This is a genomic window from Corynebacterium gottingense (assembly GCF_007559235.1).
GTDB classification, from domain to species: Bacteria; Actinomycetota; Actinomycetes; order Mycobacteriales; family Mycobacteriaceae; genus Corynebacterium; species Corynebacterium gottingense.
In genome coordinates this window covers 22,682-36,162 of record NZ_VMHH01000015.1, presented here as the reverse complement: position 1 = coordinate 36,162, position 13,481 = coordinate 22,682, and the positions used below count along the sequence as shown (strand labels likewise).

General features: G+C 66.8%; 14 protein-coding genes and 1 pseudogene. 12 read left to right on the top strand and 3 right to left on the bottom strand.

Going from position 1 to position 13,481, the window contains the following annotated elements:
- Positions 1-224 precede the first annotated feature (224 nt).
- From FPH17_RS11390 to FPH17_RS11380, 3 genes and pseudogenes are all read left to right on the top strand, one after another.
- A pseudogene (locus FPH17_RS11390) lies at positions 225-716 on the top strand (DNA primase); the annotation flags it as partial.
- Positions 717-824: 108 nt separating this feature from the next.
- Positions 825-1,883 (top strand): HNH endonuclease signature motif containing protein, encoded by a 1,059-nt coding sequence (locus FPH17_RS11385; RefSeq protein ID WP_095275515.1) that lies wholly within the window; start codon positions 825-827, stop codon positions 1,881-1,883.
- A 102-nt stretch (positions 1,884-1,985) separates the two neighbouring features.
- Positions 1,986-2,468, top strand: a complete 483-nt coding sequence (locus FPH17_RS11380) for a hypothetical protein (RefSeq protein ID WP_154880675.1) — start codon at positions 1,986-1,988, stop codon at positions 2,466-2,468.
- A gap of 69 nt (positions 2,469-2,537) precedes the next feature.
- Here the strand turns inward: FPH17_RS11380 and FPH17_RS11375 are convergent, their stop codons facing one another.
- A complete protein-coding gene (locus FPH17_RS11375; RefSeq protein WP_154880673.1) occupies positions 2,538-3,173 on the bottom strand; it encodes an 8-oxoguanine DNA glycosylase OGG fold protein in 636 nt (211 codons plus the stop codon).
- 43 nt (positions 3,174-3,216) lie between these two features.
- Between FPH17_RS11375 and FPH17_RS11370 the strand changes: the two genes are divergently transcribed.
- The gene (locus FPH17_RS11370; protein WP_154880671.1) at positions 3,217-3,819 is read left to right on the top strand and encodes a MazG nucleotide pyrophosphohydrolase domain-containing protein; all 603 of its coding nucleotides are present in this window, start codon (positions 3,217-3,219) and stop codon (positions 3,817-3,819) included.
- A gap of 6 nt (positions 3,820-3,825) precedes the next feature.
- Here FPH17_RS11370 and FPH17_RS11365 read toward each other — a convergent pair whose 3' ends face one another.
- The gene (locus FPH17_RS11365; RefSeq protein WP_154880670.1) at positions 3,826-4,263 is read right to left on the bottom strand and encodes a hypothetical protein; all 438 of its coding nucleotides are present in this window, start codon (positions 4,261-4,263) and stop codon (positions 3,826-3,828) included.
- Between the two features lie 160 nt (positions 4,264-4,423).
- Here FPH17_RS11365 and FPH17_RS11360 point away from each other — a divergent pair, with 160 nt between their 5' ends.
- The 7 genes from FPH17_RS11360 (at position 4,424) to FPH17_RS11330 (ending at position 11,821) form a co-directional block, all read left to right on the top strand.
- Entirely contained in the window at positions 4,424-5,236 is an 813-nt protein-coding gene (locus tag FPH17_RS11360) for a lytic transglycosylase domain-containing protein (protein ID WP_238397102.1), read from the top strand.
- Between the two features lie 132 nt (positions 5,237-5,368).
- Complete coding sequence (eno, locus tag FPH17_RS11355; RefSeq protein WP_154880669.1) at positions 5,369-6,646, top strand: phosphopyruvate hydratase; 1,278 nt, start codon at positions 5,369-5,371, stop codon at positions 6,644-6,646.
- Positions 6,647-6,815: 169 nt separating this feature from the next.
- Positions 6,816-8,858: a CAP domain-containing protein gene (locus tag FPH17_RS11350; protein ID WP_167496830.1), complete on the top strand. Its 2,043-nt coding sequence runs from the start codon at positions 6,816-6,818 to the stop codon at positions 8,856-8,858.
- A gap of 60 nt (positions 8,859-8,918) precedes the next feature.
- On the top strand, positions 8,919-9,530 hold the full coding sequence (locus tag FPH17_RS11345) for a hypothetical protein (RefSeq protein WP_154880665.1): 612 nt from the start codon (positions 8,919-8,921) through the stop codon (positions 9,528-9,530).
- Between the two features lie 123 nt (positions 9,531-9,653).
- Complete coding sequence (locus tag FPH17_RS11340) at positions 9,654-10,247, top strand: FtsB family cell division protein (protein WP_244288112.1); 594 nt, start codon at positions 9,654-9,656, stop codon at positions 10,245-10,247.
- Between the two features lie 51 nt (positions 10,248-10,298).
- A complete protein-coding gene (locus FPH17_RS11335; protein WP_154880662.1) occupies positions 10,299-10,868 on the top strand; it encodes a DUF501 domain-containing protein in 570 nt (189 codons plus the stop codon).
- Positions 10,865-11,821, top strand: a complete 957-nt coding sequence (locus tag FPH17_RS11330) for a Ppx/GppA phosphatase family protein (RefSeq protein ID WP_414437234.1) — start codon at positions 10,865-10,867, stop codon at positions 11,819-11,821. The genes FPH17_RS11335 and FPH17_RS11330 overlap by 4 nt, the downstream gene beginning before the upstream one ends.
- Positions 11,822-11,827: 6 nt before the next feature.
- On the opposite strand, the gene FPH17_RS11325 is transcribed toward FPH17_RS11330, so the two are convergent.
- Positions 11,828-12,100, bottom strand: coding sequence for a hypothetical protein (locus tag FPH17_RS11325; protein ID WP_095275527.1), 273 nt, complete (start codon positions 12,098-12,100; stop codon positions 11,828-11,830).
- Between the two features lie 126 nt (positions 12,101-12,226).
- On the opposite strand from FPH17_RS11325, the gene wecB reads away from it, so the two are divergent.
- Entirely contained in the window at positions 12,227-13,369 is a 1,143-nt protein-coding gene (gene wecB, locus FPH17_RS11320) for a non-hydrolyzing UDP-N-acetylglucosamine 2-epimerase (protein WP_154880681.1), read from the top strand.
- Positions 13,370-13,481 lie beyond the last annotated feature (112 nt).

Genomic DNA, 13,481 nt, shown 5'->3' with positions numbered 1-13,481 from the left:
TACCATGCGTGAGTGGTGACGAGGTGCGTAGAAGAGAAAGTACTTACGACTGTAAACAAATTGACATACACGTGTTACGGTTAGCGGCAAGGTTATACAATCATTTAAGTAATAGCAAAGAGGCAGAGACGATCTATATTACAAACTAGGATGTAATATAGTAAGTGCAAATATTGAGAACGAAATTAAAAGTTTTTTTTTTCAAGCAGTATAAGAGACAGCCCCCGGCCCTGCAGCCGCCGGACCCGCAGGACCCGCTCCTGTGGCCGCAACGCGAGGCGCTGAAGATCGCGCTGCAATACCCGGACAAGGCGGGCACCTACTTCGAGGGCATCAACCCGGACGCGTTCACCAACGACGCCTACCGCCAGGTCCGCGAGGCCATCGCCAGCGCGGGCGGCGTCGCCTCCGCCACCGAGCACGGCGCAAACTTCCTCGCCGCCGTCGCCGCGGAGATGCGCGACCTGGCCGGCCGCAACTTCGTCTCCGAGCTCGCCGTTGAGCCGATCCACGCCGACGACATGGACCGCTACGTCGACTCCGTGCTCTCACGCCTGCAGGAGACGCGCGTGGGCGACCAGATCGCGCAGCTGAAGTCCCAGCTCCAGCGCATGCGCCCCTCCGAGGAGCCGGAGGCCTACAACGCCCTGTTCTCGGACCTCGTGGCGCTGGAGCAGGCGCGCCGCGAGCTCAACGACCGCGCCTCGCGCGCCTAACCCCTTTTAGACGCAGCGGAGGCCGCCTCGGTTCCCTTTCGGCGGCAAAGTCGGAGAAGAATCACAAACCCTTGTGACCTGCCCCGATGGGCCCATAGTGTGGTCGGCATGGACACCTTGACAGACATCGACGCGCTCATCGACCTGGACCGCCGCGCCATCGCGCTCGCGGGCCTCGTCGCGGGCATGACCGCCGCGGAGCTCACCGCGCGCGGCATGGAGGCGGATCGCGCCGAGCAGTTTGTCACCGTCGCCACCACCTTCTATGGCCCGACCTCCCACAGCGCCTACCAGCGCCGCTGTCGCGACAAAGCGCTGGAGAACGGCCACCGCCTGGACACGCTCGCGTACATCGCCCGGGCGTCGCGCACGATCACCGACCCCACGGAGCGCTGGCGGTTCCGCGAGGCGTTGTGCGCGACGTCTGGCGACGGGGCGGAGGTGCGTCGTCAAGCGCGAGCCCTCAAACGCACACCCACGCCGCCGCCCGCGCACGGCTACCGCGTGGCGCGCTACGCCGACGGCACGATGCGGCTCTCCTTCGTCGGGCCCTCGGCGCAGCTCCAGGACGTCGTCGACTCGATGGAGGCCGACGCGCAAAGCGATTCGCTTTTCGACGCCACCGCCTGGCTCCTCAGCCGCAAACCCGTCGCCGAAACCACGGCCGTCGCCAACGTCGTACTCACCGTGACCGACTACGTCCGGATCCTCACCGGCGACGGCGACGACATCCGGGTCGAGATGTCCAACGGCGCCGTGCTCACGGGCGCGGAACTGCTCGAGCGCAAGCTGCAGGGCAACGGCTACATCACGCTTGTCTCGCCGATGGAGGGGCCGCTCAACACGTACCGGGCGCGATTCGCCCACGACAAGCACCGGCGGATGATCGACACCGACGGCGCCCGGTGCTGCTGGCCGGACTGCCGCGCGCCGGCCGCGAAGGCGCAGGCGCACCACATCCACGAATACCGCGACGGCGGCGAGACGCACGCCGGGAACCTGTGCTGGCTGTGCTCGTTCCACAACGGAGTCAACGGGTTGCCGCAGTTCGGACGGGTGGAGCGGCGCGCCGGGCGGATCGTGTGGATCAGCCCGGGCGGCCACGTCGTACCGACGGGGCGCGCCTATTCCGCGGTGGACGGGGAGCCGCCGCCGACGTCCCCGTAAACGCTCACGCCAAGGCGCGCCGGTGAGGCTGCGCCGCATTGGCGTGCCCAAAAACTTCCGAACAGCTGTAACGCGCGCCGCATACACGTAGATTAAATGAGTATGAGCACAAAGCACCGCGCGGCCCGCGTCGCCGCCCTCTCCGCAGTCCTGACCCTGTCCGCAACCTCCGTCATCAATGCCGCCCCCGCGTCCGCAGAAGAGCCGTTCGAAGGCACCGACTGGACCGGCGGCTACTACGTCCCCGAAGAGGAGTTCCCGTCTGACCCCGGCTACGCCACCACGTGGCGCAGCTACGACGTCATCCGCTTCGGCGACCCCCGCTTCTTCGACTATGGCACCAACGGCGTCCGCGTCCTTGGCAAGTTCGAGGGAGACCGCATCCTCTGCCTCTCCAACGCGAAGGCCGGCATGCAGTCCTGCGAAGTCGAGGGCCAGAAGATCACTGAGTTTCAGGGACTTCCGAAGACCATCACCACGGACCCGACCGTCGCAATGCTCGCGCCGGTCGTCGGCATCGTCCTGGCGCTCGGCTACAGGGTCAGCAACCTCGGCCTCACCGGCATCAGCGGCCTGAGCAGCTAACGCCCAAAAAGCAAACGGCGCCCGTCCCCGAAACATTGGGGGACGGGCGCCGTCTGCGTTGCGCGGGCGTTAGGCGTCGGCGTGCTTGCGCAGCGCGTACTCCACCGCGTCGAACGGCAGGGAGGAGTCGTGGGCGTCGCGGGCCTCGCGAAGCGCCGTGAGGTACTCGGCGTAGTCGTCGGCGGTCCAGTCGGCGTCCTTGGACAGCCCGGCGCCGGCGGCGCGCTTGGAGCAGATGATCACCGGCTTCTCGTCGCTGGCCTCCTGCGGCCCGGCGAGGAAGTAGGCCACGTGCGACGCGAACTTCGGCGCCAGCCCGGTTTCAACGAGCGACGCGTAGGCGTCCACCGCGGACTTACCGCCGATGTTGCGGATCGCCTGCAACAGCTGGTTGGCGTTGTGCTTGTTGCGCAAGAACTGCTGCAGCTGCATGACCTGGTTCGACTGGCCGGCCGCGAACGCGAATGCGGCGCCGAGGAAGTCGATGATCTGGTCGCGGTTGTACTCCGAGTCGACCACGTCCTGTGCGAAGAGGAACACGTCGCGGCGGGTCAGCGACGCGGTGGCGTCGTCGCGGAACGGCGGGACGCGGCGGAGGTGGTGCGGCCATCCGGTTTTCCAGCGGATGGGGGAGAAGGTCGAGGAGTCTGCGGCGACGTCCTCGGGGGTTGGGGTGGCGTCGTGAAGCGCTTCTGCGATTGTCATGCGTCCATCCTTGCATGTCCGGGTGGCCGCTACAATGCGCGGTATGACTGTGTTGGTGCTTGATGCTCGGTGGCCGCAGATGGTGCCGGTGGACGTGGTGCAGCGGCTGGTTGGGCCGCTGGAGTTCACCGCGGAGGTGCCGGTGTCGGTGCGGTGGTCGCTGAGCGCGCCGTCGACGGTGGGCGAGCCGTGGCTGGTCACGACGGATCCCGCCGACCCGGAGGTGCGCGTGCGCGACGCGGCCGGCGAGGAGGTCGTGCGCGTGCCGTCGCTAGAGGACCCGCTCGTGGAGGCCCGCCGCGTCATGCGCGACGCCCGTCGCCGCGGCGAGTGGGAGCGGCAGATGACGCACGTGAGCCTGCTGCCGTTTCTTCGCGAGGAATCAGCCGAGCTGGCAGAGGCGATCGAGCAGGGTGCGGGTGATGAGGCGTTGAAGCATGAGCTTGCCGACGTCCTCCTGCAAGTCCTCTTCCACGCCGAAATCGCCGACGAGCGCGGCGCGTTCGATTTCGGCGACGTCGCTGCGGCGTTCGTGGCGAAGATGCGATCGCGGGCCCCGTATTTCTTCGACGGGTCGACGGGGCCCGTGGATCAGGCGACGCAGGACCGCCTCTGGGCGGAGGGCAAGGCTCGCGAGGCGGACTAGCCGCGGTTACTGCGCGGCGACGGCGGGGATGAGGTTGCGAATCTCCGGCAGGCCGGCCTGCGAGGACATCTGCGAGCTCATCGCGATGGCCTGGTTGAGCGGGGTGGCCTGGTCCGGCTTGACCACGCCGCACTCGAGGGCGCGGTCGCCGAGCGTGTTCACGGTGGGGGCGGCAACGAGGCGCAGCGCGGCGTCCTCGCCGACGGCCTTGTTGACGTTGCCGACGAACTGGGAGCGGGTGGTGTTTTCGTCGGCAAGCCCGGTGCCGCGGACGACGGTGCGCAGGGCGTTGCAGTCCATCGTCTTGACGTTGCCGTTGAGGACGCGGACCAGCTCGACGTAGTTGGTGTCGGCGCCGGCGGTGGCGGGGGAGATGAGCGACGTGGCGACGAATACGCCCGCGGCGGCGAGGGCGGTGCGGCGCAGGGCTGCGATTGCGGTCATGGGGTTCCTTCCGGGAAGCAAGAATTTTCGGGTACGTGGCGTGGGCCGTTCGGCCGTCCGCGCAACAGCCTACACGTTACGCAAGTGACGCGTGTGACTTATGTGACTCGCGGCCTGCCCGTTCCTGTCTGGCACTGCGGGGCCGGTATGCTCGGCAGCTATGGCAAATTCGACTCACGCCCGTCGCGCCGCCCGTGGCTGCGGCTGCGTCGGCCTCCTCGTCATGACGCTCGCCGTCGTGCTGGCCATCTCCGTGGTGGCGTGGGTCCTCTCGTTCCTGGGGCAGCCGATCCCGCGCCAGACCCGCACCCCGGTCCCGGACACGATCCCCCCGGCGGCCGCCGAGGCGCCCCCGCTCATCAACGTCCACGCCCCCGGCCGCACCTCCGACCAGCTCGCCGAGTGGGCCGCCCCGATCGCGGAGCAGACGGGCGTCGACGCGCAGGCGGTGCGCGCCTACGGCAACGCGGCCCTCATCGCGGCGGAGGCGTGGCCGGCCTGCCACCTGAACTGGAATACGCTCGCCGGCATCGGCTGGGTGGAGACGCGCCACGGTACGTACACGGGGCACACGTTTGATTCTGCCCGGTTGGGTGAGGATGGGGTGGCGGTGCCGTCGATAATCGGCCCCCAGCTTGACGGCAGCGAATCCTTCGCGGTGGTCCACGACACGGACGGCGGCGAGTTTGACGGCGACACGACGTTTGACCGCGCGCTCGGGCCCATGCAGTTCATCCCGGAGTCGTGGCAGCGCTACGGGCGCGACGCGAACGGCGACGGCTACCCGGACCCGCAGCAGATCGACGACGCCGCCCTCGGTACCGCCAACCTCCTGTGCGCGGACGGGCGCGATCTGGCCACGGAGGACGGCTGGTACGACGCGGTGCACGCCTACAACCAGTCCAACGAGTACGTGCGCAAGGTGCGCAACGCGGCGGCGAACTACGCGCTCAACCAGTCAGCGCCTCGCTAAAACCACACGTCCGGGCGCATCCAAACGTAAACGGGGCTACCGATCCCTCGTTGGGGCGAGCATTCTCGGCAAAACTCTGGAACAATCGGGAGGCGGAAACTTCAATGTCCACTCTCAAGGAGTTGAGCCACAATGGCTATCATTATCCACGCCTTCGCCCGCGAGATTCTTGATTCCCGCGGCAACCCCACCGTCGAGGCAGAGGTGCTGCTCGACGATATGTCCAACGGCGTCGCTGGCGTGCCCTCCGGCGCGTCCACGGGTGTGCACGAGGCCCACGAGCTGCGTGACGGCGGCGACCGTTACAACGGCAAGGGCGTGCAGAAGGCCGTGGAGAACGTCAACGAGGAGATCGCTGACGCTGTGGCCGGCATCGATGCTGATGACCAGCGCCTGATTGATAAGGCCATGATTGACCTGGACGGCACCGACAACAAGTCCCGCCTGGGCGCCAACGCCATCCTGGGCGTGTCCATCGCCGCCGCGAAGGCCGCTGCGGAGTCCGCTGGTCTGCCGCTGTACCGCTACATCGGCGGCCCGAACGCGCACGTCCTGCCGGTCCCGATGATGAACATCGTTAACGGTGGCGCTCACGCTGACTCCGGCGTGGACGTCCAGGAGTTCATGATCGCCCCGATCGGCGCCGAGTCCTTCGCCGAGGCGCTGCGCATGGGCGCCGAGGTCTACCACGCGCTGAAGTCCGTGATCAAGGCCAAGGGCCTGTCCACCGGCCTGGGCGACGAGGGCGGCTTCGCCCCGTCCGTCGACTCCACCAAGGCTGCGCTCGACCTCATCGTCGAGGCCATTGAGAAGGCCGGTCTGAAGCCGGGCGAGGACATCGCCCTGGCGCTCGACGTCGCATCCTCCGAGTTCTTCGAGGACGGCGTTTACAAGTTCGAGGGCGGCGAGCACTCCGCAGGGGAGATGGCGAAGGTCTACGAGGAGCTCATCGAGCAGTATCCGATCGTCTCCATCGAGGACCCGCTGCAGGAGGATGACTGGGAGGGCTACACCAAGCTCACCGCCGCGATCGGCGACAAGGTCCAGATCGTCGGCGACGACTTCTTCGTCACCAACCCGGAGCGCCTGGCGCGCGGCATCGAGGAGAAGGCTGCGAACGCCCTGCTGGTCAAGGTCAACCAGATCGGTACGCTTACCGAGACCTTCGACGCGGTCGACCTGGCTCACCGCAACGGCTACCGCACCATGATGTCCCACCGCTCCGGCGAGACCGAGGACACCACCATCGCGGATCTCGCCGTCGCCCTGGGCTGCGGCCAGATCAAGACCGGTGCCCCGGCCCGCTCCGAGCGCGTTGCCAAGTACAACCAGCTGCTGCGCATCGAGCAGGAGCTTGACGACGCCGCCGTGTACGCCGGCCGCTCCGCGTTCCCGCGCTTTAAGAAGTAAGCGCTTTTCGACGCCCCCTTGCACCCCGCCCAATGAATGAACGCGGAGTGCAAGGGGGTTTCGCGTCTCTGAAAGTTCTTCCAATTTTCTTGGGTAATGCTTGGGGCTTTCTGTGTGCGTGCGGATAGGGTTGTGTATGCAACTTCCCGTGCCGAGAAAGGCCGTTCCCGTGTATTCCCGTATTTTCGTCGCCGTTGCTGCGGCGACCTCACTTTCCCTTGCCCTCGTCCCGGCGCCGGCGGCGCTCGCCACCGTCTCCGACACCGCCAGCGCTACGATCGCCACCACCGCTGATCCTGCGAACCAGTACCAGGCTGACCTGGCCACCTGGAAGCAGGAACTCGCCGACGCCGAGCAAGCCGTCGCCGATGCCGACGCAGCGCTTGCCGCCGCGCAATCGGAAGCCCAGCAGCAGCAGGCAAAGGCCGACGCGGCGCAGGCGGACCTGGACGCCGCCACGACACGGTACGAGCAGGCGAAGGCCGACCTGGCCAACCTTGACGTGACCGCGCTGGAGCGGGCCGAACAGGAGGCGAAGGACGCGCTCGCCGCGGCGGAAGCCGCCGCAGCGGCAGCCGCCCAGTCCGTCAAGGATGCAGCCGCCGCAGAGGTCAAGGCGAACGAGCGCCTGGCCGAAGCGACACGGCAGCGCGACGCGCAAGCCGGCACGCTCGCGGAGCGCGAGCGCACGCGCGACGAGGCGGAAGATGAGCTCTTCTCCGTCGGCGCGGAGCTCGACGACCTTGAGCGCCGCGACATTTCCGGTTCTGACTACTCGGCCCAGGACTGGAAGCGCCTGGCGTCCCAGTCCATCGAGGAAATGATCAACGAGTACCGCGAGGCCCACGGCTTGCACCCGCTCACCGTGCACCCCGTGTTTACGGAGCAGGCTGAGGCCTGGTCCGAGGTGATGGCGCGGGACTACGACGAGTCCGGCGATCTCGACGCTGCATTCCGCCACTCCAACGGAAAGGAGTGGGGCCGTTCGGGCGAAAACATTATTTTCACCTACCAGCCCCAGCGTGGTGAGGACGTCAACGCCTGGACGCGCCAGACCTGGGAGTCGGTGCCGTACTACCTGTTTGACGGGTGGCGCCACTCGCCCGGGCACAACCGCAACATGCTCGCGCCGCAGATGCAGCGCATGGGCGTGGGCATCGCGACCGACAGCAAGGGCGGAATTTTCGGCACCACGATGTTCTTCATCGAGGACACGCATTCGGACGACAGCTACTACCGGACTGACGCCATGACCCGCAAGGCGTTGGAAAGCGGCGAGCCGTTCTACCTCCCCGCGGGCGCGACTGACCTCATGCGCGCGGAGCCTCTGCGCAACCCCGAGCTCAACCCGGGCGAGGAGCCCGAGTACGGCGATTTCATCCTCGACGGCTTGGACAAGTCCGAGTACACCGATGCGGGCCTGGATCCGTCAGTTGAACCGGTTGACCATACCGAGGCGATCGAGTCCTTCACCCAGCAGTACATCGCGCTGGAGCATCGTTCCACCGAGGCCGCGGAGGAGGCGGCTGCGGCTTCCGCGGAGCTGGACCGCCTCACCGGCCAGTTAGACGAGGCCAAGGCCGCGCACGAGGACGCCACCGCGGCACGGGAGAAGGCTGAAAAGGCGGAGGTGGACGCAAACGTCGACGTCGTCAGCACGAATTCCCGCTTGACCGCGGCGTCCTCAGAGCTGGAGCGCAAGCGCGCAATCCCGCGCGAGCCGTATGAGCAGTCGCTTGCCGACGCCACCGTCACCCTCAACCACGCCAAGTCCACCTTCGAGGCGGAACGCGCAGCAGCCGCCGAGCTGTCGGACGCGCAGGGCCCCGCGCGCAACGCCGTCGAATCCGCCCGCGCTGCCCTCGCGCAGGTGCGCGCCCGGGAACCGCAGCCGCCGGCCCCGGCTCCCGCCCCAACGTCGCAGGACGTGACACCGGCCGAGACGACCACCGCGGCCACTCCGGCCGAGACGACTACGGCGGCCACTCCGGCCGAGACGACCACGGCGGCCATGCCGGCCGAGACCACCACGGCGGCCATGCCGGCCGAGACGACCACCGCGGCCGACGCACCCGCCGAGACCGAGGGCAGCAGCACGGCTGGGACCGCCATCGCGGTCGTGGCCAGCCTGCTGGCAATCCTCGCCGCGGGGATCGCGTTCGCCCCGCAGCTGGGGATTGACCTTTCCCAGTTCGGTATCCAGCTGCCCTGATAACAGGGCGGGCGCTTAGGCTTGTGCGTGTCATCCCCATACACGTAGAAAGGCCACTCTGTGTCTTCCCGCTCCGCGCGCGCCCTCGCCATCGTGGCGGCCGGCTCCGTCATGCTGGCGCTCGCACCTGCTGCCGCTGCATCCGCCCACGCCACCCAACTCGCCGCCGCCGAGCAATCCGTGACCGACGCGAAGGCCGCGCTCGCGGAGGCGAAGCAGGCGGTTGAGGCGCAGCAGGCCAAGGTCGACGCCGCGCAGGCGGAGCTGGACCGGAAGGTGGAGGCGCGCAATGTCGCAAAGCACAAGCTCGAGGCGCTCGACGCGGACGCCGCTGACGAGCAGGCGCTTGCCGACGCCACCGACGCAGTCAACGACGCCAACATTGACGCCGAAACCGCACAGGTCGAACTCTCCGTGCGCAAGCAGGCTGTGGAGGACGCGCGGGAGGAGCTGCGGCGCGCCGCCGTCGCGCTGGCCAAGGCGCAAGCGGACAAGCCGGAGGAGACGGATGCCCCGGCGATACCTGCCGCAGGCACCGGTACCGATGGCAGCACTACCGCGGGCACGGCCGTCGCCGTGGTCCTGGGCGTCCTCGCCGCCTTGGGCGCCGGTGTGGCGCTCGCGCCGCAGCTGGGAATCGACCTCTCCCAGTACGGCATCCAGCTGCCGTAGTCGCCCGCGCGCCTTCACACGCGCCCGGCCCGGAGGGCTACACTTCCAATCACTATGTCCTCACGCGTAACGCAGGAGCCCGGCCGGAGACGCGGGCGCAACAAAGCACCTCGAAGGGTGCCGGTGGCTTCGCGCGAGCGCGAGCAGCGCCGCCGCGCCGAAGAGGCCGCCGCTGGCGTGAAGAAGCGCCGCCTGCCCGCGCTGTTCCAGCAGGACATCACCAGCATGGCCATCCTCATCGCGCTCGTGATCGCGGTCCTTATCGCCATCGCGGTCCCGCTGCGCAACTACTACGAGGGTCGCGCCGAGATCGCCCGCGCACAGTCCTCCATCGAGCAGCTGGAGCGCCGGAAAGCGCAGTTGGAAGAGGACATCGCGAAGTACGACGACCCCGCCTACGTGGAGCAGGAGACACGCCGCCGCCTGGGCGTGATGGCGGAGGGGGAGTCCGCCTGGCGCATCATCGACCCGCGCATGTCCCACAGCCCCTCCATCACCACCGATGAGCTTCCCGACGAGCGCTCCTGGCCCGCCGTCATGTGGGATTCGCTCCGCGAGCTCCCGGAAGCCCCGGAGTCACCGGAGCCCGTGGAGCCCCCGGCAGGGGAGGAGCAAGCTAATCAGCCCGTCCCAGCGCCGGACGCCGCGAACCCGGAAGCCGTGTCGCCGGAAGACGCTGTACCAGCGGAGGCTGCAGACGATTGGAGCGCTCAGTAGCCGCCTCCCACGGTGGCTCAACATGTTGCAGCCTGTGACACAATGTGCAACATGCTGCAACACGAAACCCCCACGCAGGACGACCTCGCCACCGTCGCCGAGCAGCTCGGCCGCGCGCCCCGCGGCGTCCTCGCCATCGCCTACCGCACGCCCGACGCCCAGCCAGCTGTGCTCAAGACCGCGCCAAAGCTTGACGACGGCACGCCCTTCCCAACCCTCTACTACCTCACAGACCCACGCCTCACCGCCGAGGCGTCCCGGCTCGAGGTCGCCCAGGTGATGAAGTGGATGGAGTCCCGCCTGAATGAGGAGTCCGACAACGGCGAGGCGCTGCGCAAGGACTACCTCGCCGCGCACGAGCACTACCTCGCCGAGCGCAACGCCATCGAGGACCTGGGCACGGACTTCTCCGGCGGCGGGATGCCGGAGCGGGTGAAGTGCCTCCACGTGCTTATCGCCTACGCGCTTGCAGAGAGCCCAGGCCGCGTCCGCTTCGGTGACGAGGCCGTCGCCCTTGCCGCCGAGCACGGCAACCTCCGCGGCTCCGCGATCCCCGCGGACTGGCCCACGCTCGAGGACCTGGGCATCACCCTCGACGAGGCAGGGGAGGGGCTCGCATGACCGCCCCACAGCACGCACCAATGACCGTCGCTGCCGTCGACTGCGGCACCAACTCCATCCGCCTCCTCATCACGCGCCGCGACGACGACGGCTCGCTGACTGAGGTCACCCGCGAGAACACCATCGTCCGCCTCGGCCAGGGTGTGGACGAAACCGGTCGTTTCAACCCGGAGGCCATCGAGCGCACCCGCCAGGCGCTTGCCGGCTACACCGAGCGCATGCGCGCCGAGGGCGTGCAGCGTGTACGCATGGTTGCCACCTCCGCCACCCGCGACGCCTCCAACCGCGAGGACTTCTTCGCCGTGACCCGCGAACTCCTCGACCAGATTCAGCCGGGTGCGCAGGCCGAAGTCATCTCCGGCGAAGAGGAAGCGCACCTGTCGTTCCGCGGCGCCACGGCGGACATCGACCCCGCCCGCGGGCGCTTCTGCGTCATCGACCTCGGCGGCGGTTCCACCGAGTTCGTCATGAACCAGGGCGCGCGCTCCACCCAAATGGGGTGTGTCCGCATCACCGAGCGCTTCATGCGCACCGACCCACCGACCGCCCAAGAAACCGAGTCCGCGCGCGCCTACATCCGCGATCGCATCGCCGAGGCCGCCGAGGTCGTCCCCTTCGCCCAGGCACGTACGTTCGTGGGCTGTGCGGGCACTTTTACCACGCTTTCTGCACTCGCCCAGAACCTCGACTCCTACGACCCCACGCGCATCCACATGTCGGAGATCCCCTTCGAGCGGATGCGGGAGGTCACCGCGGACCTGCGCGCTCGCACCGCGTCGCAGCGCCTCGAGTACGGCCCGATGCACCCCGGCCGAGCAGACGTCATCGGCTCCGGCTCCACCGTCGTGGAGGAGATGATGGACGCTTTCGCCCGCGAGGCCGGCGCGACCTCCTTCATTATCAGCGAGAAGGACATTCTCGACGGCATCGTGTCCGGCCTATTGACCGCCTAGCCCGCCTTAGTCCTCGTCCGGCTCGAGAATCTGGTCCTCGAGCTCCGGATTCTTCTTTCCCCGCAGCTTCCGCCCCTTGCGCAGGTCCTTGACCTCCCGCATCCGCGGCTCGGGGTCAATCTTGTTCGCGATGGCCTTGCGGGTGGACTCCACGACCTGCTTGGTCACTGGCGAGTTCACCGCCGCCTGGGTGGCGTTGACAATCTGGTGGTAGCGCTTGCGGCCGGCCTTCGTGCCGAACACGTACCCGGCGGCTGCTCCGACAACGAATTGATACATGGCCCCCACCTTACTGGTTGATGGCACCGGCACAACGTGTTGACGGTTGTTGCGATAGATTAGGAGGAAGTACATTATCCCCCAACATCGCAGCGAGGAATCGTGTCTTCCCCCAAACCGAAAGTGATGACTGTCTACGGCACCCGCCCCGAGGCAATCAAAGTCGCGCCAGTAATCAAAGCACTCGAGAACGATGACCGCTTCGAGTCTGTGGTGGTGTCTACAGGTCAGCACCGCGAAATGCTCGAGCAGGTAAACAAGCGCTTCGGGATCGAGCCTGATCATGACATGGGACTGATGAAGCCGGGACAGTCCCTCAATGAGCTCGTCTCCCGGGCAATTCAGGGTCTTGATCCAATCATTAAGTCCGAAGTGCCCGACGTCATCATCTCTCAGGGCGACACCTCGACGGCAATGGCCGCTGCTCTCGCAGGCTTCCACAGTGGCGTTAAGATCGTTCACCTCGAAGCGGGGCTGCGCACCGGCAATATCTTCTCCCCGTTCCCGGAGGAAGCAAACCGCAAAATTATTGGCCAGCTCGCCAGCCTCCATCTCGCGCCGACCGAGCAGTCCAAGGAAAACCTTCGCCGTGAGAACTTCCGCAGCAAGGACATCGTGGTCACGGGCAACACGGTGATCGACGCCCTATTGGCTGCCAAGGAATGGGACGTCGCATTTGATGACGAGCGCCTCCAGGCCCTGCAGGACAATGATCAGAAGGTCGTGCTGGTGACCACCCACCGTCGCGAGAACCTCGACGCGATGACCGAAATCGGAGGTGCGGTGCAGGACCTTGCGAAGGCATACCCCGATTACGCGTTCGCACTCCCGCTCCACCTGAATCCGAAGGTCCGCGATGCGGTGCTTCCTGAGGTTGAGGATCTGCCAAACGTGATCATCACAGATCCGCTCCCGTATGACCAGTTCACTGCACTACTGAATCGTGCGTACCTCGTGCTCACCGACTCGGGCGGAGTACAGGAAGAGGCGCCCTCGCTGGGTAAGCCGGTTCTGGTCATGCGCGAGAACACCGAGCGCCCTGAGGCAGTCGTCGCCGGCACCGTGAAGCTGGTTGGCACGGATCGTGGTCGCATCGAGGCCGAAGCCAAGAACCTCCTCGATCAGGATGCTGCTTACGAAGCGATGGCCAACGCAGTCAATCCATATGGTGATGGAAAAGCTGCTCAACGCGCGGTTGCGGCGATCGCGGAACTCACCGGCATCGGGGAACGGATTGAGGAATTTAACCCAGAGCTGCCCGAGCAGTGATTGGCCTGCCGTCGAAGATGAAATGTGCTTCCGTGTATCTTTAACACTTGAGGTCTAATACCGGCAGTACTGCAAGCTAGGTAGCTATTATTTGTTAACGAAAGGGATTCTT